Here is a 24,075-nt window from a genome sequence, read left to right as displayed (position 1 = left end):
CCGACGGAAGATCGAAAGGATATTCGTGCGCACACGTAAGCTGGCGACCCTCCTGGCCGGCACGGCCCTGGCCGCGACGACCACGCTGGTGGCGGGCGCGGCCCCGGCCGGCGCCGCCGGACCCTGCGGCAGCAGCTACTCCCGGGTCGGCGTCTACGCGGTCTCCAAGAACGGCACCCGCACGGGCACGCTGGAGGTGTACTACAGCTCCAGCACCGGAAAGAACTGCGCCCTGACCTACGGCTACGGTCAGTACGACGGCACCACCAGCTGGAAGCACGTCACGATCTCAAGAGGTGACGGCAGCGGGGCGGACACCGACGCGGGTAACTACAAGTACTACGCCGGCCCGGTGTACGTCTCGGCGCCCGGCCAGTGCATCGACGTCAGCGCGACCGTCCCCGCCTGGACGATCCTCGAGCTCAACAACGTGCACTGCGGCTGATCCCCTGATGGAAAGGCCCGCCGCGCGGCGGGCCTTTCCGCAGGGGAAAAGGCCTACGTGGTCTCGCGCCAGCGGTTGGTGATGGGGAGACGCCGGTCGCGGCCGAAGTTCTTCGGGGTGATCTTGGGACCCGGCGGATACTGGCGGCGCTTGTACTCGGCCAGGTCCACCAGCCGGATGACGCGGGCGACCAGCGCCGGATCGTGCCCGGCGGCGATGAGCTCCCGGGAGCCCATGTCCTTCTCGACGTAGTCGTCCAGCAGCTTGTCCAGGACCTCGTACGGGGGAAGGGAGTCGGTGTCGCGCTGGTCGGGGCGGAGCTCGGCGCTGGGCTCCTTGGTGATGGAGTTCGGCGGGATCGGCTCGTCCACCTGGAGCCGGAACGACGGGTCGCCACCGGCGTTGCGCCACCTGGACAGCTCCCACACCATGAGCTTCGGCACGTCCTTGATCGGCGCGAACCCGCCCGCCGAGTCGCCGTAGAGCGTGGAGTAGCCGGTGGCCAGCTCGCTCTTGTTCCCGGTGGTGAGCACCAGGTGGCCGTGCTGGTTCGACAGGCCCATGAGGATCATGCCGCGCACCCGGGCCTGGAGGTTCTCGGAGGCCAGGCCGGACAGCTCGATCTCCTTCTCGAACGAGGTCACGATCTCCGCGATGGGCACCACCTGCGCCCGCAGGCCCTGCCGCCGTACCAGGTCCTGGGCGTCCGACAGCGAGTGCTCGGAGGAGTAGCGGGAGGGCATGAGCACCACGTGCACCCGCGACGGGCCGATGGCGTCGGCGGCGATGGTGGCCGTCAGGGCGGAGTCGATGCCGCCCGACAGCCCGAGGATGACCGACTCGAACCCGTTCTTGGCCACGTAGTCGCGCACCGACAGCACCAGCGCCTCGTAGACCTCGGCGACCGTGTCCAGCGGCTCGGCCACGCTCGGGGGCTCCGGCTCGTACGCGGGAAGCGGGTCGTCCGACAGCACCAGCCGGTCCACGGTGATGGTGGTGCCGTCGCCGGCGTCGTACGGGAAGGAACCGGTCCCGGCGGACGAGACCGGCAGGTCGAGGTCGCAGACCAGCAGTTCCTCACGGAACTGGGCGGCCCGCGCGACCAGCTCGCCGCGGGCGTCCACCACCAGCGAGTCGCCGTCGAAGACCAGCTCGTCCTGCCCGCCGACCTGGTTGACGTAGACCAGCGCGCTGCCGGCCTCGCGCGCCCTGCGCGCGCACAGCTCCAGGCGGATGTCGTCCTTCTCCTTCTCGTACGGGGAGGCGTTCGGCACCACGAGCAGGCCCGCTCCCGCCTGGCCGACCACGGCGACCGGGCCGCCGTCCTGCCAGAGGTCCTCGCAGACCGCCACGGCGACGTCGACCCCGTGCAGCCGGAAGATCGGCAGCCGGTCGCCGCGGACGAAGTAGCGGTACTCGTCGAACACCCCGTAGTTCGGCAGGTGGTGCTTGGCGGTGCGGGCCACCACCCGGCCGCGGTGGAGCAGGGCGGCGGCGTCGAGCGGGGCGCCCTTGGGCTGGCCGACCCGGGGGGCCAGGCCGGCCCGGTCGACGTAGCCGACCACCACCGGCAGGTCGCCGAGGCCCTCGCGGTCGAGCCGGAGCGCCACCTCCTCGATCGCGGCGATGCTGGCGTCCACGAAGGAGGTGCGCAGCACGAGGTCCTCGACGGGGTAGCCGGTGAGGAACATCTCGGTGAACACGGCCAGGTGTGCGCCGCGGTCGGCGGCCCGGCGGGTCCACGCCACGAGCTTGTCGGCGTTGCCGTCCAGGTCGCCTACGGTCGGGTTCGTCTGGGCCAGGGCGATACGCAGTTGTGCCACGGCCCCAGCCTAGTACGGGGTTATTTTTAGCCTCAAAATGACGATAAATCGGCCTACTTCGCTGCGATGCTTCCCGGGGTCACCAGGCCGGACTCGTAGGCCGCGACCACGAGCTGCGCCCGCTCGAACAACCCCAGGTTGTCGAGCAGCGTCCGCACCGTCCCCTGCACCTCCGGCTCCGGCATGGCCAGCGTCTGGCCGATCTGCCGGTTCGTGAGCCCGCGCGCCACCAGCTTCAGCACGTCGAGCTGGGCGTCGGTGAGCCCGGCCAGCGCGGGCGGCGAGGCCGGGTCGGTGTGCCCGGCGAAGGCGGAGATGAGCCGGGTGGTGACCGCCGGGTCGATGAGCGCGTCACCTGCGGCGGCGGCCCGGATGGCGGCGACGAGCTGCTCGGGCGGCGAGGTCTTGAGCATGAACCCGCTGACGCCCGCGCGCAGCGCCGCGTAGAGGTTCTCGTCGCTGCCGAAGGTGGTCATCATGATCACTTTGGGCGGATCGGCGGCGGTGAGGATGCGGCGGGCGGCGGCCAGGCCGTCCAGGTTCGGCATCTGGATGTCGAGCAGCACGACGTCGGGGCGCAGGGCGCGGGCGGCGGCGATGGCCTCCTCGCCGTCCCCGGCCTCCCCGGCCGCCTCCAGCCCCGCCTCCGCGGCCAGCACGACCTTGAGCCCGGCGCGTACCAGCGCCTGGTCGTCGGCGACGAGCACCCGCAGGGGCGGGCCGCCGGGGGAGGCCGCGGGCTCCGCGTCGGCGGCGGGCCGGTCCGCCACGGGGGTCTGGGGGATGTCCGGCAGGGTCTGGGCAAGCATGTCGTGCTCCAGCCGCTGCAACCCCGCCGTGAGGTCCAGGCCCAGCTCGTCCCGCCAGACCGCGCGGGCGCGGCGCAGCGCGGCGAGCGCGTCGCCCTGCCGGCCGGTGCGGTAGAGGGCCAGCGCCAGCAGACGCCAGGCCTCCTCGCGCAGCGGATGCGCGGCGGCGTGCGCCTCCAGGTCCGCGACCAGCGCCGTCGGGCTCCCGAGCGCCAGCCCGGCCGCGCCCCGCCGCTCGATCGCGACGAGCCGCAACTCCTCCAGCCTGGCCGCCTCGGTCGCCGCCCACGTCAGGTCGGCGAACTCGGCCAGCGCGGGCCCGCGCCACAGCGCCAGCGCGCCGTCCATGGCCGCCCACACCTCGCCGGGCGGCCCGTCGGACTTGGCCAGGCGCTCGAACCGCCAGGTGTCCACCTGCTCTGGACGGGCCCGCAGCGCGTAGCCGGGCGGGGCCGACACCAGGACGGACGCCTCCTCGCGGGGCGCCCGGCCCGGTTCGAGCACGCGGCGCAGGCGGGAGACGTACCCCTGGATGGTCGAGAGCGCCTGCGCGGGCGGATCGCCGGGCCAGAGCTCGTCGATGAGCGTGTTCACGGGAACGGCCCGGCCCCCGGCCACGATCAGCCGGGCGAGCACCGCCCGCTGTCGCTGACCGCCGAGGTCGAGGGGGACGCCGTCCGCCCAGGCCTGGAACGGTCCGAGCGCAGTGAAAGTCAACATTGTGGGCATAAGCCTACGGCCATCCAGATGTGCCGGTAAATGGGAACTCATGGCGTGGGCAGATCCGCGCTCACCACGGTTCCGCCGTTCTCGGCGGCCCGGACCACGCAGGCGCCGCCCAGCTCGGCGGCGCGCTCGCGCATGGACCCCAGCCCGACGCCCGCGCGGGCGTCCGGCGGCAGGCCGATCCCGTCGTCGGCCACCGTGACGCGCAGCACCCGGTTGTCGCGCTCCAGCCGGACCGTCACGCGGGAGGCGGCGGCGTGCTTGCGCGCGTTCGTGAGCGCCTCCTGGACGATCCGGTACGCCGCCACCTCCACCGCCGCGGGCAGGCCGTCCAGGTCGCCGTCGGTCTCCACCGAGGTCGCCGGCTCCTCGGGCGTGCGGGCCAGCTCCCCGATCGCGCCGGCCAGGCCGAGCTCGTCGATCGCCGGCGGGCGCAGCCCGTACACGAGCTGCCTGATGTCGCCGCTGATCGCGTCCATGCCCGCGCGCAGGTCGGCCAGCAGCCGTTCGGCCTGCTCGGGGGAGCGGCGCAGGGAGATGCGGGCCGCGTTGATCACCATCGCCATCCCGGTGAGCGACTGGCCCAGCCCGTCGTGCAGGTCGCGGCGCAGGCGCCGCCGCTCCTCCTCGCGCGCGGTCAGGATCCGCTCGCGCGACCGCCGCACGGCCGCGGTCATGCGCACCGCGTGCGCGGCGTCGGCGAGGTACGGGAGGAGCGTGGCGATCACCCGCTCGTCGTGCGCGGCGGGGAAGCGGCGCCGGCCCGCCGGGCCGATGAGCAGCAGCCCGACCGGCTCGCCGTGCCAGACCAGCGGGACGGTACGGGCGATCGGACCGGGCGAGCCGGTCACCGTGGTCGCGCCGTCCACCTCGACCGCCGCCCCGGTCACCGACAGCCCTTCGCGCAGCACCTCCAGCGCGGCCAGCAGCCCGTGGCCCGGGTCGACGCGCTGCAGCCGGTGCTTGAGCCGCTCGGCCAGCTCGGCGGGCACGCCGACGCCGCCGTAGAGCAGGCGGTCCACGCCGCGCTGCAGCGCGTGCCGCATCGGCTGGAAGAACACCCCGGCGAACAGCGCGGCCGCCAGCCCGGCGACCGGGTCCACCTCGGCCAGGAACAGGCTGGAGGCGGCGCCCACCGCCAGGTAGACGGCGGTGATGACCAGGGCGAGCCCGGTGCCGACCATGGCACGGCTGATCAGCGTGTCGATGCCGAACAGCCGGTAGCACAGCACCGCCACCGCGATCGCCGCCGGGATGAGCGGGATGCCGAGCGTGGCCAGCCACCAGAACGGCCCGCCGAGCATCCACGGGATCAGCAGCCCCGGCAGGGTGACGAGCACCCACAGGATCTGCCGCCGCTCGACCGGGTCCCCCCGGGTGAACCGCACGGCCAGCGAGGCGAAGGCCAGCGCCATGCCCGCGGCGACGAGCACGTGGGCGGCGTCCCTCAGCTCCCTTTCCATGATCACGATCGCGGTCCAGTCGAGCAGGTGACCCGCCACCGCCGGCAGGAGCGCCCACCGCCAGCGCGGCGACGGCATCCGGCCCGCCGGGTAGAGCAGGGGCAGCAGCACGCCGAGCGAGAGCTGGCAGGCCTGCCAGGTGGCCTGCACCACGATCCAGCCCCACCCCGGTTCCCCGTACAGGGCGATGAGGTTGGCGGACAGGATGTTGGCGGCGGCGCTCACGCCGCCCGCGCACAGCAGCCACCCGATGGCCAGCCGCGGCCTGCGCACCACCAGGATGGCGCCGAACACCGGGAACGCGGTGCCGGCCACGTCCTCCGGCGCGAACGGGAGCGGCGTGTAGGGGGCGGGCGGCAGCTGGGCGGTCACCCAGGCGTTGGCGAGCTCCAAGGCGATCGCGAGCGTGGCGAGCCCGATCGCCGCGCCACGCGCCGCCCCTGCGTGGCGCATGTAATCCGTCCTCCCAGCCCTCTGGCTGCGAGGAAATTATCGGGCCTGGGCCAACGACGGATCAAAATCCGTTCAACGGCGCCTGATCGCGGGGCCGATCGCGAGCATCCCCGCCGCGGAGACGAGACCGATCCCGCCCGTCGTGAACCAGAGCGCCGGCTGCCCGCCGACCTCCAGCAGGGCGCTGCCCATCAGCGGCGTCAGCATCCCGGCCGCCGACCAGGCGAACCCGAACAGTCCCGCGTACCGGCCGCGCAGGTGGGCCGGGGCGAGCCTGGCCAGGATGGTCCCGGCGATGCCCGCGGTGACGATCTCGCCGGCGGTCCACACGGCGATGGTGACCGCCAGCATGGCCGTGCTGGTGACGAAGGCCGTCAGCGTGAACCCCACCCCCATCACCGCCAGCCCCGCCGCCAGCGTCCTGGGCGCGTCCCTGCGGCCCAGCCAGCCGGACACGAGCGGCTGCACGATCACGATGAGCACCCCGTTCAGCGCCATCGCCGCGCCGAACTGGGCGGTCGTCAGCCCGGCCAGCTTCGTCATCGCCACCGGCAGCATCGTGTACGTCTGCGCGTACATCAGCGCGTTCCCGAGCGTCACCAGCGTGAACGCGACCATCAGCCGGTCGCGCAGCACCATCCCGAACCCGCCGGGCCCGGACTCGCCCGTGGGCCGGGTCTCCGGCACCGCCCGCCACACCAGCGCCGCGAAGACCAGGCAGCTCGCCGCGTTCAGCCAGAACAGCAGGAGGAAGCCCTGCTGCGCCAGCCACCCGCCCGCCGTCATGCCGACCGAGTAGCCCAGGTTGATCGCCCAGAACAGCAGCCCGAACGCCCGCGGCCGGTGCTCCGGCGAGACCAGGTCGGCGACCAGCGCGTTCGAGGCCGGCCGGTAGGCGTCCACGACCAGGCCGAGCGCCAGCATCGAGGCCAGGATCGCGGGCAGCGTCGTGCTGTAGCCGAGCGCCATCAGCGCCGCCGCGGTGGCCACCATGCCGCCGGCCAGCGTGGCCCGGCGCCCGATCCGGTCGGCCAGTGTCCCGGCCAGCAGCTGCGACAGCAGCGACCCCGCCCCGAAGACGGCCATGACCAGACCGGCGGCGGCCACGGACAGGCCGCGCGCCTGGGTGAGGAACACGCCGGTGAACGGCAGCACCATGGCGCCCAGGCGGTTCACCAGGGTGCCGCCCCACAGGGCCCAGAAGGGGCGGGGCAGCCCGCCGAACGCGGCGCGCAGGAAGGGCGGTTTTTCGGGAGCGGTGGTCGTCACCCCGCCAGGTTCCGGCCCTCGGATCGCCGGGTCGAACGATTTAGGGCACACTAAAAGCATGCCGGTGACGTGGGAGCTGAAGCCTGAGGACGTGGCCCGGATCCGGTTCGCCTTCTCCCCGCTGTGGGAGCTGGTCGCGAGCCTGCGCACCCTCCAGGACCCGGCCAGGCAGGCCCTGCATCTGCCGTGGCTCACCTGCGTGCGGTCCCGCCTGGCCGGGCTCGACCTGGCCGAGCTGCTCGCGCTCGTGCCCCCGAGCGGCTATCTCGCCGACTTCCTCACCCCGCCGCCCGACACGCCCATGCCCGACTTCGCCGCCGAGCTGGAGCGCGTCAGGCGCACCTCGCCGGAGCGGGCGCTGCACGAGGCGCGGGAGGTGCGCTCCGCCGATCCGGCCGCGCTCGGCCGGTTCGTCGCCGACCCGGCGGGCGGGATCCAGCGGGTCGCCGACGCCCTTGAGGCGTACTGGCGGACGTGTCTCGCCGAGTTCTGGCCGCGCGTCCACGCGCTGCTCGAACGCGACGTGCTGCGCCGCTCGCGGCAGCTCGCCAGGGGCGGCGCCCGCGAGCTGTTCGACGGGCTCGACCCGGCCGTCACCTGGACCGGTGGCCGGCTCCTCGTCGACCGGCCCTGGTGCAACGACGACCCGGCGCTGCACGGCGACGGCCTGGTGCTGGTGCCGAGCGCGTTCTACTGGCCGTCGGTCGCCGTCATGTCCGCCCCGTACCAGTCCATGCTCGTCTATCCGGTGCTCGGCGTCGGCACGCTGTGGGAGCAGGGCCCGCCGCCCGCGCCCGGCGCGCTCGCCGCGCTCATCGGCCGCAGCCGCGCCCGCATCCTGCTCGCGCTGGCCGAGCCGGCCACCACCACGGCGCTGGCCGGCCGCATGGCGCTGACGCCCGGCGCGGTCAGCCAGCACCTGACCGTGCTCAGCGGCAGCGGCCTGACCGTCGGCATGCGGGTCGGCAAGCAGGTCGTCTACCGCCGCACCGCCACCGGCGACGCGCTCGCCGCCGCCCCTCACGCGTAGCGGGACGACTCCAGCAGCCAGTCGAGGTGGGCCCGCGGCGCCGCGAGGTAGGCGCACGCCACCTTGCTCACGTCCCTGGCGGTGCCCGGCGCGAGATCGTCCAGCGGCAGCCGACGCGCGGCCCCGCTCATGTCGCGGCACCGCTCGGCGATCCGGTCGAGCACCCAGCCGACCGCCTCCCGCTCGCCCAGGCCCAGCTCGCGCATCGCGATCACGACGAGGTTGTGGCCGTCGCCGCGTTCCTTGGGCCGCGAGGCCACGTCGTTGCACCAGGCGGTGATGTCGCTGCAGGAGTTCACCAGCTCCTGCCACGGCTCCGACCGGTGCACCCAGGCCGGCACCTCAACCCGCAGGCACGGCTCCACCAGGTCGTACAGATAGGGGCCGACCGTGCCCCTGCGCAGCATCGGGTAGTCGGCCAGCGTCGGCGCCTGGCCCGCCGCCCTGTTGTCGGCCTCGGTGCGGCAGGCGTAGTGCTGGCGCTGCAGGTTGACCGCGAACCGGCGGCGCCACTGGTCGCTCATCCGCGCGCTCGTCACCCGCCACAGGTCGGCGAAGGCCGCCTCCAGCGGATGGCCGCCGGCGCCCTCCAGCATCCCCTGGAACACCTCCAGCGGGCACGGCCCCTCGTCCAGCTCGTCGTCCAGGTGGAACAGCCACGTCAGCCACTGCGCGAACAGCGCCGCCGCGGCCGCGTCGAACTCGGCGAACGCCCGCCCCGCCATCCGGTGGAAGCCGACCCCCGGGTCGGCGCGCAGGCCCGTACGGCGCGCCCAGTCGATGACGGCCGCCTCGATCGCGTACACGGCGGGATGCATCCGGCACGGCGCCGCCATCCCGGGCACCCGCTCGACCAGCGGCAGCAGCGCGGCGGCGGCCCTGCTGCCCCGGCGGGGCAGCGGCAGCAGGGGCTTCCAGTGCAGGACGGATCGGAGCGCGGACCGTACGGAAGCCATCACGGTCGTGCTCACCGCGGTGTTCACAGGGGCCCGAAGAGCCAGTTGCCGGGCGCCTCGGGGTCCTCGCCCGTGTAGAAGTCGCGGGCGGCGCGCACCAGCTCGTCCACCGTCAGCACGCCCCGGCCCGTGGTGTCGAGCCGGTCGAACGCCGCGTCGGCGTCGTCGTGGCCGGTGCCGAAGGCGGCCAGCAGCGTGCGGAACTCCTCCGGCCCCGCGTAGCCGTCGCCGCCGCGGTCGCACAGCCCGGCCACCGCCGCGGCCGCCGGGCCGAAGACCGGGTCGTACCTGTCGCCCTTGACGAACGCGGCGGTCATGCCGAGCGCGAAGTCCTCGCGGGACATGTCGACGTCCTCGTCGCGGCCGAGCGCGGCCGACAGCTCCGCCCAGACGCGGTCGAAGCCGTCGACGAGGGCGCTGCCGGTCACGGACGTGGGGGACTCCCCGAAACCGACCAGGATCCGGGCGCCCAGGCCCAGCAGGTCCTCGCGGTCCACGACGCCCCTGCCGGCCGCGTCGATGTGGTCGAAGGCCCGATCGAGCTTGAGATTGAGCAGGTCGATAGCCACCAATGCCTCCCCCGAGACTGACTGCGTGATCACATTAAGACCGGGCACGCCCTTTGTCAGTGAGGCTCGCACCGGCACCCCTCGTAACCTGTGCGAAACACGGACACGGCATGCTGATAAGTGACCTGTACTCCATCTGCACGAGGGGATGCCGTGGACCGCCAGCAGGAGTTCGTGCTCCGCACGCTCGAGGAACGCGACATCCGGTTCATCCGGCTCTGGTTCACCGACGTGCTCGGCTTCCTCAAGTCCGTCGCGATAGCGCCGGCCGAGCTGGAAGGCGCGTTCGCCGAGGGCATCGGCTTCGACGGCTCCGCCATCGAGGGGTTCGCCCGGGTCTACGAGTCCGACATGCTCGCCAAGCCCGACCCGTCGACGTTCCAGATCCTGCCCTGGCGCAGCGAGACGCCCGGCGCCGGGCGCATCTTCTGCGACATCCTCATGCCCGACGGCTCCCCGTCCCACGCCGACCCGCGCTGGGTGCTCAAGCGCACGCTCGCCAAATGCGCCGACATGGGGTTCACCTTCTACACCCACCCGGAGATCGAGTTCTTCCTGCTGAAGAACCGGCCGGGCGAGAGCCTGCGGCCCGAGCCGATCGACTCCGGCAGCTACTTCGACCACACGCCCCACAGCTCCGGCCACGACTTCCGCCGCCAGGCGATCATGATGCTGGAGTCGATGGGCATCTCGGTGGAGTACAGCCACCACGAGGGCGCCCCCGGCCAGCAGGAGATCGACCTGCGCTACGCCGACGCGCTCACCACGGCCGACAACATCATGACCTTCCGCCTGGTCATGAAGGAGGTCGCGCTGGAGCAGGGCGTCTGGGCCTCGTTCATGCCCAAGCCGTTCACCGAGCACCCCGGGTCCGGCATGCACACCCACATGTCGCTGTTCGAGGGCGACCGCAACGCCTTCCACGAGCCCGGCGCCGACTACCAGCTGTCCAAGGTGGGCCGCTCGTTCATCGCCGGCCTGCTCAGGCATGCCGCCGAGATCACCGCCATCACCAACCAGTGGGTCAACTCCTACAAGCGGCTGTGGGGCGGCGCCGAGGCCATCGCCGGGCAGGGCGGCGAGGCCCCCTCCTACATCTGCTGGGGCCACAACAACCGCTCGGCCCTGGTGCGGGTGCCCATGTACAAGCCGCACAAGGGCGGCTCGACCCGCATCGAGTTCCGGTCGCTCGACTCGGCCTGCAACCCGTACCTCGCCTTCGCGCTCGTCCTGGCCGCCGGGCTCAAGGGCATCGAGGAGAGCTACGAGCTGCCGCCGGCGGCCGAGGACAACGTGTGGACCCTCACCAGCGCCGAACGGCGTGCCCTGGGCATCCAGCCGCTGCCGCAGTCGCTCGACGAGGCCATAAGCGTCATGGAGCGCAGCGAGCTGGTGGCCGAGACGCTCGGCGAGCACGTGTTCGACTTCTTCCTGCGCAACAAGCGGGCGGAGTGGCGTGACTACCGGCGCACGGTCACCGAGTTCGAGCTCGGGCGTTACCTGCCCGTCCTCTGACGCCTATACGCCGATTTGGGTCCTAGTTTGGGCGCTTTGTCGCGTTCTCGGGTAGGCCGTGCACTGGAAGGGCCACTTCCTCGGCGCATCAGCCGTTCCCGACGGGCGGGGAGGAGCGCGGACATGACCGATGACGTGCCGGAGGCCGCCGGCGAGCATCCGGACCTGCTCTACTCCGAACCGGAGCGGAGGCCGTCCGGCTCCGCCGACCCGGATGTCCTGCTGGACGTCCCGACGGTCAAGGTCGACAAGATCAGCCTCGATGTGGAGGACCTGCGGGCGCGGGTCTCCCTCCAGGCCGACGTGCTCGACCTGCTCAACCTGCACGTCGGCGTGGACGTCGTGCTCGGCAAGGTGAACCTGGAGATCGACGGCGTGGACGCGCAGGCGATGCTCAAGGTACGGCTCGACAACGTCGCGTTGATCGTCGGTGACGTCCTGCGGACGATCGACCGCAACCCCGAGATCGTCACCGGCGCCGTCGACAGCGTGGCGACCGCCGTCCGGGACGTGGGCGACGCGCTGCCGGAGGTCGAGCGGCCGATCGCGGACCTGGGCCGCGACGCCGAACTCCTCGGCGAACACGAGGAGCCGTACGCACCCGGCGACGCGACACTCGAAGAGCCGGAGCCGGAGCCCGAACCCGAACCCGAACCTGGGTCCCAGCCGGAACCTGAACCCGAGGACAAGTCCGAACCCGAACCTGAGCCCGAGCCGACGCCCAAGTCCACTCGGCCCGAGTCCGGGACCGGGGAGGAAGGGCCGCATCTGGGGGACTCGCTGCGGGATCTCGGCAGGGCCGTGGGGCGGGTGGGCGCGCGCCAGCTTCTGGAACTGTCCAAACGGGTCCGCCGCTAGACCCTGGAGCCGTGATGAACGACGACCGTCCCAGCCGCCGGCTCATCGAGGACGCCGACATCGTGTTCACCGCCACGGTGCGCGCGGACCGCCTGCGGTTCGCGGAGGTGCCCGAGACGTCGGTGCGGTTCGCCGGCGAACCGGGGGAGGAGTCCGCCTCCGGCAGCCGCCGGGACCGGTTGCCCGACCGGGTCCGCGAGGGCGAGGAGTACCGGGACGTCCGGATCGAGTACGTGATCGCGTCCAGGATCGCCCTCCCCGGCGCCGAGGACGGCCGGGAGGAGCCGGACCGGCGAACGTGAGCAACATCACTTCCACCCGGAAGTCACCTGCTCGCAACATCGGCACCGTATCTTTTACTGATTCCGGAGGTTCCCTCCTGGAGATCTCGGGCAGCGGCAGGGCTCCGCGATGGGCGGGACATCACCTGGTGTGGGCCCGAGTATGGGCTGATCAGCAGGTCCAGTAGTATCGGCCCATCTCAAACGACGTATCAGGACTTCGCCGATTTATGGCGATATTGGAGGGTGTTGCATGACGACGGCTGCCCTGCAGACCGTACTGACCGTTCCCGACCGCTTCCGGGGGCCCGCGCGATCCGCCAACGGCGGCTGGCTGGCCGGCACCCTCGCGGGCGTGCTGAACGGCGGGCGATCGGCGGTCGAGGTCACGCTGCGCGCCCCGACACCGCTCGGCACCGAGTTGAAGCTGGAGCATCTGGCCAACTCCGTCTCCCTCTACGACGGCGGGAAACCGCTGGTCGAGGCCATCCCGGTGGCCGAGGACGTGCAGGCGCCGCCGTTCGTGTCCTTCACCGAGGCCGCGCGGGCGGAGGCCGGGTTCGCCGGTCGCCGCGCGCACGCCTTCCCCGAGTGTTTCGCGTGCGGGTTCCGCGAGCCGGGTGACGGCCTGCGCATCTTCCCGGGCCCGGTCGAGGGCAGTGACGACCTGGTCGCGGCCGGGTGGCGGGTGCCGTTCACGGTGGCCGACGAGGACGGCGTGCCGCCCGCGGTCGTGGGCGCCGCGCTCGACTGCGTCACCGGCTGGGCCCACTTCAGGCCGGGCCAGTCGGCGCTGCTCGGACGGCTCGCGGTGCAGTTCCACCGCAAGGTGACCGCCGGCGGGGTCTACTCCGTGGTGGCCCGCGAGACCGGCCGCGAGGGCCGCAAGATGTTCGGCCAGAGCGCGATCTACGAGGTGGACGGCACGCTGGTGGCCGCCGCGAACGCCACGTGGATCGCTCCTCGCTGACCCACGGCGCCGGACGGCCCCCTGTGCGGGGCCGTCCGCCGTGTCAGGAGGTGAGTCGCTCGACGATGGTCGCCACGCACCGATCGTCGAACAGGATCGTGTAGTGGTTGCAGTCCGGCACCACCTCGTCCCTCAGCTCCGGCAGCCGGACCAGCCAGGGAGCGGTCAGGTCGTCCGGGAACATGCCGACGTCCTGGTTCAGCAGCCCGCGCGGAGCGCGCAGCAGGTGCAGCGGCGCCTCGATGTTCTGGAGCGCGTCGCCGATCCTCGCCCCTTCGCGCAGCAGCCAGTGCCCGTCCTCGGCCACGGCCTCCGGCACCGCCCGCGAGCGCAGCGCGCCCTCCGGCCCGGTCAGGTCGTAGCGCACGTACTCCTCCACCTCGGCGCTCCAGAACCCGTCGAAGGCGGGATGCGCCCGGAAGAACTCCAGGTACGCCTCCGCCGAGGGGAACGTCTGGCGCAGCCGGGCCAGCGCCGGGCCGAGCGTGGCGACCATGGCCTCGTCCGCGTCCATGCCCGGCGGCAGCGGCAGCGGCAGGCCGCCGTCGATCAGCACCACCCGCGCGAACTCCCGCCGCGCCGCCGCCAGCGCCGCCACGTACCCGCCCATCGAGTGGCCGGTCAGCACCGCGTCCGGCCCGGCGCCCACGCGGTCCGCCACCCGCAGCACGTCCTCGGCGTGCCTGTCCAGCCCGTACGGACCGGGCAGGCCGGCGCTGTGGCCGCGGCCGCGCAGGTCCATGGCGACCATCGACCATCCGTCGGGGAGCCGCCGCCCGACCGCCTCCCAGGCCTTCGACGAGGCGGTGATCCCGTGCACCGCCACGATCACCCGCGGCCCGGCGCCGTACGTGGCGATCCGCAGGCCGTCGACATCCTCGATCCTCATGCTGGGAGTTTAGGGACAAAGCGGGCTTTACATTAGGTGCTATGCGCATCACGGTGATCGAGAACGAGGCCGACGCTCCGCTCGGCTACCTGGCCGGCTGGCTGGGGCTGCCCTGCGACGTCGTCCGGCCGTACCTCGGGGAGGAGATCCCCGAGCGGGCGGCGGACGGGCTGATCGTGCTCGGTGGCGAGGCCGCCGCGTGGGAGGACGAGCGCTGCCCCTGGCAGCCGGCCACCCGCGCGCTGCTGCGCCGGGCCGTCGAGGACGGCACGCCCACGCTGGCCGTCTGCCTCGGCGCCCAGCTGCTGACCATGGCCTGCGGCGGCACCGTGGAGCGGGGCGGCGACGGGCTGGAGGCCGGCGCGTGCGAGGTCGTCGCGCTGCCCGCCGCGGCCGCCGACCCGCTGCTGGCGGGCGTCGGGCGCGCGGTCGCCGTCCAGTATCACCGGGACGCCATGACGCGGCTGCCCGACGGCGCGGTGCCGCTGATGACCGGCGACCGCTACCCGAACCAGGCCTACCGGCTGGGCGAGGCCTGGGCGGTCCAGTTCCACCCCGAGGCCACGCCGGACATCTTCGCCTCGTGGACCGCGGGAACCGGCCTGGAACATCTCGACGACCAGGTGCGGGCCGCGGCGCCCGCCCTGGAGTCCACCTGGCGCCCGATGGCGCGGGCCTTCGCGGCCCGCGTCCGCGCCCACGCGGCCCCCCTCACGCCGCAGGGCGCCTGATCCTGCGGCGGGTGAGGACGTGGGCGAGGCCGTGGACGGCGGAGGCCAGCACAGGGAAGGCGGCGAGTGACGCCGAGGGTCCGGCGTCCACCGGCACGCCCGCCGCCTTGAGCCGCCGCCACGCCCACACCGAGAACGGGATCACCACCAGCGGCGAGGTCACCACCCCCGGCGTGTAACCGCGGGTGAGCGCCGCCTGCGCCAGATGGACGACGCCGTGCGCGCCGAAACCCGCCAGCGCCGCCTGGAACAGCGGGCTGCGCCCGCCGGTGCGGGCGCCCTCGGCCGACGCCGCCGCCATCACCGCGCCCATCAGCCCGATCGCCACGGTGACGTGCGCCTGCGAGACCTCCAGCCGCTCCCACGGCACCGAGGGGAACAGCCGCTCCAGCCGCGGCCGGGCCGAGCGTGACCATCGGGCCATGGTCGCCAGCTCCTCCGCGTCGTGCACCACCCACGCCGCGAACAGCCCCCACGTCACCGTCGCCGGCACCCTCTCCACCACGAAACCTCCCCAAACGCAACGCACCGTTGCGTTTTATCCTAGGCCGCCGCCCGGCGGGCCTGTCAAACTGGAGGGGTGCCCAGGATCGAGTCCACCGCCGCCCGCCTCGCCAGACTCGGATTCGCCGACGCCGCCACCGCCGCCCGCCTGGTGGAGCAGGCCGGGGTGGAGCTGGGCGACCTGCTCGACGCCCTCGCCGGCGTCGCCGACCCCGACCTCGCGCTGGCCTCGCTGACCAGGCTCGCCGAGCGCGAGCCCGCCGTCCTCGACCGGCTGCGCGCCGACGGCGCGCTCAGGGAACGGGTGCTCGCCGTGCTCGGCGTCAGCGCCGCTCTGGGAGAGCACCTGGTACGCCACCCCGCCCAGCTCGACACGCTGGCCCTGCCCGGACTCGGAGAGGCGAGGGCGGAGCTGCTGCGCGCCGTCGGCGCCGATCCTGGCGACCCCGAGCCGCGCGCCACCGGCTCCGGCGCCCTCGCCGGCCTCCGGATCGCCTATCGTGGCCGGCTCGCCCACCTGGCCGCCCGCGACCTCACCGGCCAGGCCGGTTTCCAGGAGGTCACCGCCGAGCTCTCGGACCTCGCGGGCGCCGCCCTGGAAGCCGCGCTGGCGATCGCCCGTACCGAGGTCGACACCGACGACGCGCGGCTCGCCGTGATCGGCATGGGCAAGTGCGGCGCCAGAGAGCTCAACTACATCAGCGACGTGGACGTCGTCTTCGTCGCCGAGCCGCGTGAGGGCGCCGACGAGACCAAGGCGCTGCGCACCGCCACCCGGCTCGCCCAGGCCATGATGCGCGCCTGCTCGGCCGCCACCGCCGAGGGGTCGCTGTGGGAGGTGGACGCCGGGCTGCGCCCCGAGGGCCGGTCGGGCCCGCTGGTGCGCACCCTCGCCAGCCACCTCGCCTACTACCGGCGCTGGGCCAAGACGTGGGAGTTCCAGGCGCTGCTCAAGGCCCGGCCCGTGGCCGGCGACCTGGAGCTGGGGCAGGAGTACGTCGGCGCGGTCAACGAGCTCGTCTGGTCGGCCGCCACCCGCGACAACTTCGTCGAGGACGTCCAGGCCATGCGCCGCCGCGTGGAGGCGCACGTGCTGGCCGAGGGGGAGCGGCAGATCAAGCTGGGCCCCGGCGGGCTGCGCGACATCGAGTTCGCGGTGCAGCTGCTGCAGCTCGTGCACGGCCGGCTCGACCCGCTGCTGCGCCGCCGCGCCACGCTGCCCGCGCTGGCCGCCCTGTCGCGGGGCGGGTACGTCGGGCGCGACGACTCGCGCGGCCTGGCCGAGGCGTACACGTTCCTGCGCCAGGTGGAGCACCTGCTCCAGCTCCACCGGCTGCGCCGCACCCACGTGCTGCCCGGGGACCCCGCCGACCTGCGCAGGCTCGGCCGGGCGCTGGGCATGCAGGCCGACCCGGTCGGCGAGTTCACCACCCGGTGGAGGCGGCACGCCAGCCAGGCCCGCCGCCTGCACGAGAAGCTGTTCTACCGGCCGCTGCTGCATGCCGTGGCCCGCCTGCCGGAGACCGAGGCGCGGCTGTCGACCTCCGCCGCCGAGGCCCGCCTCGGCGCGCTCGGCTACGTCGACCCGGAGGGCGCGCTGCGCCACATCGCCGCCCTGGCCGGCGGCGTGTCCCGGCGGGCGGCGATCCAGCGGACGCTGCTGCCGGTCATGCTCGGCTGGTTCGCCGACACGCCCGACCCCGACGCCGCGCTGCTCGGCTTCCGCCAGGTGAGCGACAAGCTGGGCGCCACGCCGTGGTACCTGCGGCTGCTGCGCGACGAGACCGCCGTCGCCCAGCGCCTGGCGCGCGTCCTCGGCACCAGCCGGTACGCCACCCAGCTGCTCACGCACGCCCCCGAGGCGGTCGCGCTGCTCGGCCGCGACGAGGACCTGGCCGTCCGCCCGCCCGAGGCGCTGCTCGGCGAGGCGTCCGCCGCCGTGTCCCGCTACACCGACGAGGCGGAGACCGCGGTGGCCGCCGTCCGGGCGCTGCGCCGCCGCGAGCTGTTCCGCACCGCCGTGGCCGACGTCGCCGGGCTGATCGACATCGAGCGGGTCGGCGTGGCGCTTTCCGCGCTGAACGACGTCACCCTCCAGTCCGCGCTCGACGCGGCCATCGGCAAGGTGTCGGCCGAGCGGCGCGGCGAGCTGCCCACCCAGTTCGCGATCATCGCCATGGGCCGGCTCGGCGGCATGGAGTCCTCCTACGCCAGCGACGCCGACGTGATGTTCGTCCACCGGCCGCTGGAGGGCGCCGCCGAGCGCGACGCCACCGACGCCGCCTTCGCCGTGGCCAACGAGGTGCGCCGGCTGCTCGCCCTGCCCGCGCCCGACCCGCCGCTGCTCATCGACCCCGACCTGCGCCCCGAGGGCAGGCAGGGGCCGCTGGTCCGCACCCTCGCCTCCTACCGCGCCTACTACGCCCGCTGGTCGTCGCCGTGGGAGTCGCAGGCGCTGCTGCGCGCCAGGTTCTCCGCCGGTGACGCCGGGCTCGGCGCCGCGTTCATCGCCATGGTCGACGAGCTGCGCTACCCGGCCGGCGGCATCACCGACGACGCCGTACGGCAGATCAGAAGGCTCAAGGCGCGGATGGAGGCGGAGCGGCTGCCGCGCGGCGCCGACCCCGCCCTGCACACCAAGCTGGGCCCCGGCGGCCTGTCCGACGTGGAGTGGGTGGCCCAGCTCCAGCAGCTCCGCCACGCCGGCGCGCTGCCCTCCCTGCGCACCACCCGCACGCTTGAGGCGCTGCGCGCCGCCGTGGCCGAAGGGCTGCTCGACGCGGCCGACGAGACGGTCCTGGCCGAGGCGTGGCGGTGCGCATCCGGCGTCAGGGACGCGATCATGCTGGTGAAGGGGCGGCCCGGCGACAGCGTCCCGGCGAGCGCCCGCGAGCGCCGCCACCTCGCCCGCGCCCTCGGCTACCCGGCCGACGGGTCGGAGGACTTCCTCGACGACTACCGCCGCGTCACCCGCCGCGCCCGCCAGGTCGTCGAGCGCGTCTTCTACGGAGACTGAGTCTTTCCGTTGCGGCCGCGCGGCGCAGGGTGTATCAAGGCGCGGGGTGATCGGCTTGTTATCCGCTTACATCGATCTGGCGCTCGGCCTCGTGCTGGCCTTCCTCCTGCTGTCGCTGCTCGTCAGCGGGCTGAACGAGGCCATCGTGCGGCTGCTGGCGATCCGCAGCAAGTTCCTCTGGGCCTACCTGCGCGACACGCTCGACGACGACGCGCCGAAGGGCCGCTCGTGGCTGCCGTCGGGCCTGCGCGAGGTGTTCGCGGCGCTGCCGTTCGCCCGCGACCCGCGGCCCGAGCACGAAAGCCGGCCCGCCCCGGCGGTGCCCGCCGCCGTGCCGGCCGGCGCGCCCGCCGGCGCGGACGGGTTCACTGGTCTGCTGTACGAGCGCGTACGGGAGATCGACCACCCCACCCGGGGCCGCACCAGCATCGCCGACCTGCCGCCGGGGCGGTTCTCGATGGCCATGATGGAGCTGGCCGCGAGCGAGCCGGGCGGCGTCGAAGGGCTCCTGGAGAAGCTCAGGGCCACGGGCAGCCCGCTCTACGGTCATCTCCAGGGTGTGTGGGAGTCCGCCCAGCGCGACCTCGACCGGTTCCGCCAGGGCGTCGAACGCTGGTTCGACAGCGAGATGCAGCGGCTGTCGATGCTCTACAAGCGGTACGTCAAGTGGGTGCTCGCCCTGCTCGCGCTGGTGGTGACGCTGCTGTTCACGGTCGACGGGCTGGAGTACGGCAAGACGCTGCTGCGCGACAACGCCTATCGCGCCACCGTCACGGCCGTCACCGAAGCGGGTCCTGACGCGTACAGCGAGTTGAAGGCGCAGTGCGAGCAGTCGGACCCGGTGCCGTGCGTCACCGAGACGCTCAGCCAGCCCGCGCTGGTCAAGGTCCTCGACAACGCGATCGTCAGCATGGCGGTCCCCGCCGAGGGCGAGCCGTCCTTCCACTGGAACGGCGGCGCCTGGTGGGACCGCCTCACCACCCCCAGCCACTGGCCCGGCTTCCTGCTGACGTACGTGGCGCTGCTGTTCGGCGCCCCCTTCTGGTGGGACGTCCTGCGCCGCATCACCGGCATCCGCTCCCGTCGCTAGGGTGTCGGGGATGGAGACCGAGCGGCTGATCATGCGCAGGTGGCGGGAGAGCGACCGGGAGCCGTTCGCGGCGCTCAACGCCGACCCGCGGGTGATGGAACACTTCCCCGCCCCGATGACCCGGGCCGAGAGCGACGCCCTCGTGGACCGGATCGAGCAGCGGTTCGACGAGCACGGGTACGGGTTGTGGGCGCTGGAGGTGCGGGAGACGGGGGAGTTCATCGGGTTCGCCGGGCTGGCCCTGCAGACGTTCGAGGCGCCGTTCACGCCCGCCGTCGAGGTGGGCTGGCGGCTGGCCCGCTCGGCGTGGGGACACGGCTACGCCACCGAGGCCGGCCGGCGGGCGCTCGCTCACGGGTTCGGCGAGGCCGGGCTGGAGGAGATCGTGTCGATCACGGCCGTCCTGAACGTGCGCTCCCAGGCGGTGATGCGGCGGCTCGGCATGACCCGCGACCCGGCCGACGACTTCGACCACATCATGATCCCGGAAGGCCACCCGCTCCGCCCGCACGTCCTCTACCGGATCAGCGCTGCTGGGGTCGTTCGTCCCACCCCTTGACCATAAGCATGATTCTGTGTCAGAAGTGGCACGACGGGCATGTGGGAGCTTTCCACCACTGTCCGGCAGTCGATTGCGGGCACCCGGCCGACCCACTTCCATAGGGCCATGACCGTGACCCGCAGGGAGATCGTCGCCGTGCTGACGCGCTATCTCGGCGCTCACCCCGGCCGCGCCGCCGACGCCGTCATGCTGGCGCAGGCGCTCGACCGCGAGCAGGACCTCGCCTCGCGCGAGACCCTGCCCCTGCACGTGATCACCAGCGCCGTCGCGATCGACGGCTCCGGCCGGGTGCTGATGATCCGCCACAGCGCGCAGGACCGCTGGCTCCTGCCCGGCGGCCACGTGGAGCCCTCGGACGACAGCCTGTGCGACGCCGCCCTGCGCGAGCTGGAAGCGGGGACGGGTGTTCCCCGGGCGGAGGTCGTCGTCCCGGCCGAGGCCGTCCCGGTGGACATCGAGGTCCACGAGATCCCCGCCGACCCCGCCAGGGGTGTGCCCTCGCACCAGCACGCCGACTTCCGCTTCGCCTTCCGGACGCTGCATGCCCGGATCACGCCGCAGGCCGGGTCCCTCGCCTGGCGCGATCCCGCCGGACTCCTCACCGACCGCCTCGTACGCGGCATCGCGGCGATCCTTTCTTCGACACCTCCGCGAGTCGCACAGGGCGAAAGCACGAATGAGTCATGAGCCGAGACGCGACAAGGCGTCGATCGCGCGCCGTGGCCGTCCAGCGCTATCGTCTCCGGCGTGACGGACGGGACGCTCACGTACAGGGATCAGATCGTCATCAACTTCAGCGCGTTCGACTTCGAGGACCACGCGTTCCGCTGGATCGACGTCAAGCGGTTCGGCCTGTCCCGCCGGGACGTCGCCGGCGGCCGTCTCCTGGCCGACCTGGTCGGGCATGAGCAGTACCGGGACGACTACGCCGGGGGAGGAGTCGAGGCCGCGGGGCTCCGGCACGGCCCCTACTGGCTGCGTAACCTGAGCGTGGCCGCGTACGAGCAGGTCGACGGGGCGGTCGCGCACGCCGTTCTGCGCGGCTGGGCGGACCAGTTCGGGCCGCTTCCGGCGGCTCTGTCCGCCCGGCTGGAGGACGAGGTCCACCCGCTGCTCGCGGACGCCACCGAGCGGTACCGGCTGAAGGACCTCGGCCGTGGGGCGTTCCACGACTGGGGCGGGGTCCAGATCGACTTCCACGAGCTGGTCCTCGTCGATCGGACCGCCGGGACCTTGTCACTCCTGGTCGCCGCCGACGACTGACATCCGGGCCATGCCGTCGGCGAGTTCCAGACGGGCACCCGTGAACCCGGCCCGCAGGCGCCGATCGTGCGTCACGACCACCAGCGCGCCGGGGAACGAGGCCAGCGCCTCCTCCATCTGCTCCACGAGCATCGGCGACAGATGGTTGGTCGGCTCGTCGAGCAGCAGCAGGTCCACGGGCTCGCTCACCAGGCGCGCCAGCTCGACCCGGCGCCGCTGCCCATAGGACAGCTCTCCCAGACGCAGCCCCAGGTCGGATGGCCCGAACAGCCCCAGAGCGAGCAGCGCGTCCGCGTGCTCGTCCAGACTCCCGGCCCGCCCGTACGCATAGGCCCGCAACACGGTCCACTCCGCCCTCACCGGCACATCCCGCCTGGCCCGCCGCGCGTCACCGTCGTCCGGAACGTCCCCGGGGAAGAACCCGGACCGTCCGCTCCGCCGTACGTCATCGTCGTCGGGAACGTCCTCGCGGAAGGACCCGGACCGTCCGCTCCGCCGCGCGTTGCCGTCGTGCGGAAAGTCCTCGGAGAAGGACCTGAACCGTTCGGTCCGCCGTACGTCGTCTGTGTCCGGGTCGTCCTGGCGGAAGAGTCCGGCGCGGCCGCTCCGCCGTACGTCGCCCGCGTCGGGCAGCAGTTCGCCGGCGAGCACCCGCATCAGGGTGGTCTTGCCCGCTCCGTTCGGGCCGGTGACGAGCAGCCGTTCACCGGCCCTGATGGTCAGGGAGTCGAGGCGGAGCCGTCCCGCCACCACCACGCCGTCGAGCGCGGCCACCTCCGCACCCTCGCGGGCACCCGCGGCGGCGAGGGTGGGGGTGAAGCGCAGCGGTTCGGGCGGCGGCGGCGCCGGGTGGTCGGTGAGCCGGCGCAGCCGCTGCTGGGACTGGCGGATGCGCCGGGAGGCCCCGTGGGTACGCGAGCGCGCACGCCACGTCCCGGTGCCCATGCCCGCCTTGGGCGTCTTGCGCGGGATCACGGCCAACCGGCCCGCGTTGGCCGCCACCAGACCGGCATGCCGGTCCAGCTCCGTCTTCCACTCCTCGTGGGCCCGCGCCTGCGCGGCGCGTTCGGCGGCCTTGGCCGCGAGGTATCCGGCGTACCCGTCGCCGTAGCGGCGCACCTGCCCGCCGGAGACCTCCAGGATGGCGGTGGTCACCCGCTCCAGGAACACCCGGTCGTGCGTGATCGCCACGACCGTGCCCCGGTGGGCGCGCAGGCGCTGTTCGAGCCAGGACACGGCCCGGTCGTCCAGGTCGTTGGTCGGCTCGTCGAGCAGCAGCAGCTCGGGGTCGGACGCCAGCGTGGCGGCCAGGGCCAGCCTGGCGCGTTCGCCGCCGGACAGCGTGCCCAGCGGGCGGCTCCGGTCCAGCCCGGGCAGCCCGAGTTCGTGCAGGGCGACATCCACCCGGACGTCGGCTTCGTAGCCGCCCCGGGTCTCGAACTCCGCCACCAGCTCCGCGTACACGTCCAGATCCGGAGAGGACTCCTCCCCGAGTGACCGCTCGGCCGCCCGCATGCGGGCTTCGAGCTCCCGAAGGTCGGCCAGCGCCAGGTCGACGGCTTCCGCGACGGTCACGTGCGGCGGCAGCGCGAGCGTCTGCGGCAGGTATCCGACGCCGCCGGGCGCGACGACCACCAGCTCACCGTTGGTCGGCTGTTCCTCCTCCGCCATGAGCCTGAGCAGCGTGGACTTGCCCGACCCGTTGTCGCCGATCACCCCGATCCGCTCGCCGGGCTTGACGGCGAACGACACGCGGTCCAGGACGACGCGGGTGTCGTATCGCTTCGTGATCTCGGCCAGTGACAGTTGGGCAGCGGTACGTATGAGGCCCACCTCCTCGCTTCCAGTGAGACGAGACGATCCGTCTCATGAGAGAGTAGCGTCACGTCCTCCAAGACGCAACGTCTCGTCTCAGGTCTATCCGAGGAGAAGGCGGCGGCGTAAGATCAACGCCGATTCCCGACCCTCCAGGGAGCGGCCATGCGGAAGGCAGTCGTCACCGGCAGCACCAAAGGGCTCGGGTTCGCTCTCGCCCGCGAACTGCTCCGGCGCGGGCACTCCGTGGTCGTGTCGGGCCGTACCAGGGCGGCGGTGGACGAGGCCGTGGCGCGACTGCGCCCGGAGGCGGCGGAAAGCGCGGCCGTGCACGGGTGCGCCGTCGACATGACCGACCCCGAGCAGGTCGAGAAGCTGTGGGCCACCGCGGTGGACGCCCTCGGCGGCGTGGATCTGTGGATCAACAACGCCGGCGTCGCCCACACCACCCGCCCCATCGTCGAGACCGCGCCCGGCGACGTCCGCGCGATGGTCACCACGAACATGCTCGGCACCGTCTACGGCTCCCAGGTCGCGGTACGCGGCATGCTCGCCCAGGGCGGCGGCCAGGTGTTCAACATCCTCGGCGGCGGCAGCGACGGCCGGATCCGTCCCGGCATGGGCGTCTACTCGGCCACCAAGCGCGGCCTCGACTCCTTCACCCGGGCGCTGGCCAAGGAGGTCGCGGGCACCGGCGTACGGGTCGGGCAGGTCAGCCCCGGCATGCTCATCACCGAGGGCTGGCTGCGCGAGGCCGCCGCCGCCCCCGAGCAGGTCGCCGAGCAGCGCAAGCTCCTCAACATCCTCTGCGACCACGTCGACGAGGTCGCGCCGTACCTGGTCGGCAGGATGCTGGCCGGCACGGGGAACGGCGACGTCATCGCCTGGCTCACCACCGGCCGGATGGCCCGCAAGTTCCTCACCGGCCGCAAGCGGGACGTGCTCGGCCGTTACGGCCTCTGAGCGGGGGATGCGGGTCCGAAGCCCGCCGGAAACACCGGTCCGAACGTCGCCAGCCCGCGTCGGGGGCCCGCGCCT

At 73.2% G+C, this 24,075-nt stretch carries 22 protein-coding genes; 13 read left to right on the top strand and 9 right to left on the bottom strand.

Annotated elements, in window-relative coordinates; all coding sequences use genetic code 11:
• Positions 1-25 precede the first annotated feature (25 nt).
• Positions 26-445: a hypothetical protein gene (locus KME79_RS13500; protein ID WP_219544719.1), complete on the top strand. Its 420-nt coding sequence runs from the start codon at positions 26-28 to the stop codon at positions 443-445.
• Between the two features lie 53 nt (positions 446-498).
• Here the strand turns inward: KME79_RS13500 and KME79_RS13495 are convergent, their stop codons facing one another.
• The 4 genes from KME79_RS13495 to KME79_RS13480 all read right to left on the bottom strand — a co-directional run bounded on the left by KME79_RS13495 (position 499) and on the right by KME79_RS13480 (position 6,988).
• Positions 499-2,268, bottom strand: a complete 1,770-nt coding sequence (locus KME79_RS13495) for an NAD+ synthase (protein WP_219544718.1) — start codon at positions 2,266-2,268, stop codon at positions 499-501.
• A 53-nt stretch (positions 2,269-2,321) separates the two neighbouring features.
• Positions 2,322-3,797: a BTAD domain-containing putative transcriptional regulator gene (locus tag KME79_RS46925; protein WP_219544717.1), complete on the bottom strand. Its 1,476-nt coding sequence runs from the start codon at positions 3,795-3,797 to the stop codon at positions 2,322-2,324.
• A gap of 47 nt (positions 3,798-3,844) precedes the next feature.
• Complete coding sequence (locus KME79_RS13485) at positions 3,845-5,719, bottom strand: sensor histidine kinase (RefSeq protein ID WP_219544716.1); 1,875 nt, start codon at positions 5,717-5,719, stop codon at positions 3,845-3,847.
• 72 nt (positions 5,720-5,791) lie between these two features.
• The gene (locus tag KME79_RS13480; RefSeq protein ID WP_261808694.1) at positions 5,792-6,988 is read right to left on the bottom strand and encodes an MDR family MFS transporter; all 1,197 of its coding nucleotides are present in this window, start codon (positions 6,986-6,988) and stop codon (positions 5,792-5,794) included.
• Positions 6,989-7,046: 58 nt separating this feature from the next.
• Between KME79_RS13480 and KME79_RS13475 the strand changes: the two genes are divergently transcribed.
• Positions 7,047-8,018: a DUF5937 family protein gene (locus KME79_RS13475; protein WP_219544715.1), complete on the top strand. Its 972-nt coding sequence runs from the start codon at positions 7,047-7,049 to the stop codon at positions 8,016-8,018.
• On the opposite strand, the gene KME79_RS13470 is transcribed toward KME79_RS13475, so the two are convergent.
• Positions 8,009-8,989 (bottom strand): terpene synthase family protein, encoded by a 981-nt coding sequence (locus KME79_RS13470; RefSeq protein ID WP_261808693.1) that lies wholly within the window; start codon positions 8,987-8,989, stop codon positions 8,009-8,011. The genes KME79_RS13475 and KME79_RS13470 overlap by 10 nt on opposite strands.
• A gap of 8 nt (positions 8,990-8,997) precedes the next feature.
• Entirely contained in the window at positions 8,998-9,543 is a 546-nt protein-coding gene (locus KME79_RS13465) for an EF-hand domain-containing protein (protein ID WP_219544714.1), read from the bottom strand.
• A gap of 153 nt (positions 9,544-9,696) precedes the next feature.
• Between KME79_RS13465 and glnA the strand changes: the two genes are divergently transcribed.
• From glnA to KME79_RS13445, 4 genes are all read left to right on the top strand, one after another.
• Positions 9,697-11,058 (top strand): type I glutamate--ammonia ligase, encoded by a 1,362-nt coding sequence (gene glnA / locus KME79_RS13460; RefSeq protein WP_148032862.1) that lies wholly within the window; start codon positions 9,697-9,699, stop codon positions 11,056-11,058.
• Between the two features lie 123 nt (positions 11,059-11,181).
• Positions 11,182-11,916 carry a hypothetical protein gene (locus KME79_RS13455; protein ID WP_219544713.1) on the top strand — a complete coding sequence of 245 codons (735 nt, stop codon included), beginning with the start codon at positions 11,182-11,184 and terminating at the stop codon, positions 11,914-11,916.
• Positions 11,917-11,930: 14 nt separating this feature from the next.
• Positions 11,931-12,218: a hypothetical protein gene (locus tag KME79_RS13450; RefSeq protein ID WP_246639780.1), complete on the top strand. Its 288-nt coding sequence runs from the start codon at positions 11,931-11,933 to the stop codon at positions 12,216-12,218.
• Between the two features lie 232 nt (positions 12,219-12,450).
• Positions 12,451-13,167 carry a PaaI family thioesterase gene (locus KME79_RS13445; protein ID WP_219544712.1) on the top strand — a complete coding sequence of 239 codons (717 nt, stop codon included), beginning with the start codon at positions 12,451-12,453 and terminating at the stop codon, positions 13,165-13,167.
• Between the two features lie 43 nt (positions 13,168-13,210).
• Here the strand turns inward: KME79_RS13445 and KME79_RS13440 are convergent, their stop codons facing one another.
• Positions 13,211-14,056, bottom strand: coding sequence for an alpha/beta fold hydrolase (locus KME79_RS13440; protein WP_219544711.1), 846 nt, complete (start codon positions 14,054-14,056; stop codon positions 13,211-13,213).
• Positions 14,057-14,097: 41 nt separating this feature from the next.
• On the opposite strand from KME79_RS13440, the gene KME79_RS13435 reads away from it, so the two are divergent.
• On the top strand, positions 14,098-14,787 hold the full coding sequence (locus tag KME79_RS13435) for a type 1 glutamine amidotransferase (RefSeq protein ID WP_219544710.1): 690 nt from the start codon (positions 14,098-14,100) through the stop codon (positions 14,785-14,787).
• Here the strand turns inward: KME79_RS13435 and KME79_RS13430 are convergent.
• On the bottom strand, positions 14,768-15,292 hold the full coding sequence (locus KME79_RS13430; RefSeq protein WP_219544709.1) for an HXXEE domain-containing protein: 525 nt from the start codon (positions 15,290-15,292) through the stop codon (positions 14,768-14,770). The genes KME79_RS13435 and KME79_RS13430 overlap by 20 nt on opposite strands.
• Positions 15,293-15,367: 75 nt before the next feature.
• Between KME79_RS13430 and KME79_RS13425 the strand changes: the two genes are divergently transcribed.
• The 5 genes from KME79_RS13425 to KME79_RS13405 all read left to right on the top strand — a co-directional run bounded on the left by KME79_RS13425 (position 15,368) and on the right by KME79_RS13405 (position 21,222).
• Positions 15,368-18,307: a bifunctional [glutamine synthetase] adenylyltransferase/[glutamine synthetase]-adenylyl-L-tyrosine phosphorylase gene (locus tag KME79_RS13425; RefSeq protein WP_219544708.1), complete on the top strand. Its 2,940-nt coding sequence runs from the start codon at positions 15,368-15,370 to the stop codon at positions 18,305-18,307.
• Between the two features lie 46 nt (positions 18,308-18,353).
• Entirely contained in the window at positions 18,354-19,397 is a 1,044-nt protein-coding gene (locus tag KME79_RS13420; protein WP_261808692.1) for a hypothetical protein, read from the top strand.
• Positions 19,398-19,407: 10 nt separating this feature from the next.
• Entirely contained in the window at positions 19,408-19,956 is a 549-nt protein-coding gene (locus KME79_RS13415; protein ID WP_219544707.1) for a GNAT family N-acetyltransferase, read from the top strand.
• Positions 19,957-20,064: 108 nt separating this feature from the next.
• On the top strand, positions 20,065-20,646 hold the full coding sequence (locus KME79_RS13410) for an NUDIX domain-containing protein (RefSeq protein ID WP_219544706.1): 582 nt from the start codon (positions 20,065-20,067) through the stop codon (positions 20,644-20,646).
• 60 nt (positions 20,647-20,706) lie between these two features.
• On the top strand, positions 20,707-21,222 hold the full coding sequence (locus KME79_RS13405) for a hypothetical protein (protein ID WP_219544705.1): 516 nt from the start codon (positions 20,707-20,709) through the stop codon (positions 21,220-21,222).
• Here KME79_RS13405 and KME79_RS13400 read toward each other — a convergent pair.
• Positions 21,196-23,046, bottom strand: a complete 1,851-nt coding sequence (locus tag KME79_RS13400) for an ABC-F family ATP-binding cassette domain-containing protein (RefSeq protein ID WP_372452428.1) — start codon at positions 23,044-23,046, stop codon at positions 21,196-21,198. The two genes, KME79_RS13405 and KME79_RS13400, sit on opposite strands and share 27 nt — an antisense overlap.
• Positions 23,047-23,202: 156 nt before the next feature.
• Between KME79_RS13400 and KME79_RS13395 the strand changes: the two genes are divergently transcribed.
• Positions 23,203-24,000, top strand: coding sequence for an SDR family oxidoreductase (locus KME79_RS13395; protein WP_219544703.1), 798 nt, complete (start codon positions 23,203-23,205; stop codon positions 23,998-24,000).
• Positions 24,001-24,075: the final 75 nt, after the last annotated feature.

Source organism: Nonomuraea harbinensis (assembly GCF_019396385.1).
GTDB classification, from domain to species: Bacteria; Actinomycetota; Actinomycetes; order Streptosporangiales; family Streptosporangiaceae; genus Nonomuraea; species Nonomuraea ferruginea.
This window is presented reverse-complemented; position numbering and strand designations above follow the sequence as displayed.

What these genes read in the sequence shown, in the direction of transcription:
- KME79_RS46925 (WP_219544717.1), bottom strand. Translation starts at nt 3,797, where the DNA reads ATGTTGACTTTCACTGCGCTCGGACCGTTCCAGGCCTGGGCGGACGGC.
- KME79_RS13485 (WP_219544716.1), bottom strand. Translation starts at nt 5,719, where the DNA reads ATGCGCCACGCAGGGGCGGCGCGTGGCGCGGCGATCGGGCTCGCCACG.
- KME79_RS13475 (WP_219544715.1), top strand. Translation starts at nt 7,047, where the DNA reads ATGCCGGTGACGTGGGAGCTGAAGCCTGAGGACGTGGCCCGGATCCGG.
- KME79_RS13455 (WP_219544713.1), top strand. Translation starts at nt 11,182, where the DNA reads ATGACCGATGACGTGCCGGAGGCCGCCGGCGAGCATCCGGACCTGCTC.
- KME79_RS13450 (WP_246639780.1), top strand. Translation starts at nt 11,931, where the DNA reads ATGAACGACGACCGTCCCAGCCGCCGGCTCATCGAGGACGCCGACATC.
- KME79_RS13445 (WP_219544712.1), top strand. Translation starts at nt 12,451, where the DNA reads ATGACGACGGCTGCCCTGCAGACCGTACTGACCGTTCCCGACCGCTTC.
- KME79_RS13440 (WP_219544711.1), bottom strand. Translation starts at nt 14,056, where the DNA reads ATGAGGATCGAGGATGTCGACGGCCTGCGGATCGCCACGTACGGCGCC.
- KME79_RS13435 (WP_219544710.1), top strand. Translation starts at nt 14,098, where the DNA reads ATGCGCATCACGGTGATCGAGAACGAGGCCGACGCTCCGCTCGGCTAC.
- KME79_RS13415 (WP_219544707.1), top strand. Translation starts at nt 19,408, where the DNA reads ATGGAGACCGAGCGGCTGATCATGCGCAGGTGGCGGGAGAGCGACCGG.
- KME79_RS13410 (WP_219544706.1), top strand. Translation starts at nt 20,065, where the DNA reads ATGACCGTGACCCGCAGGGAGATCGTCGCCGTGCTGACGCGCTATCTC.
- KME79_RS13395 (WP_219544703.1), top strand. Translation starts at nt 23,203, where the DNA reads ATGCGGAAGGCAGTCGTCACCGGCAGCACCAAAGGGCTCGGGTTCGCT.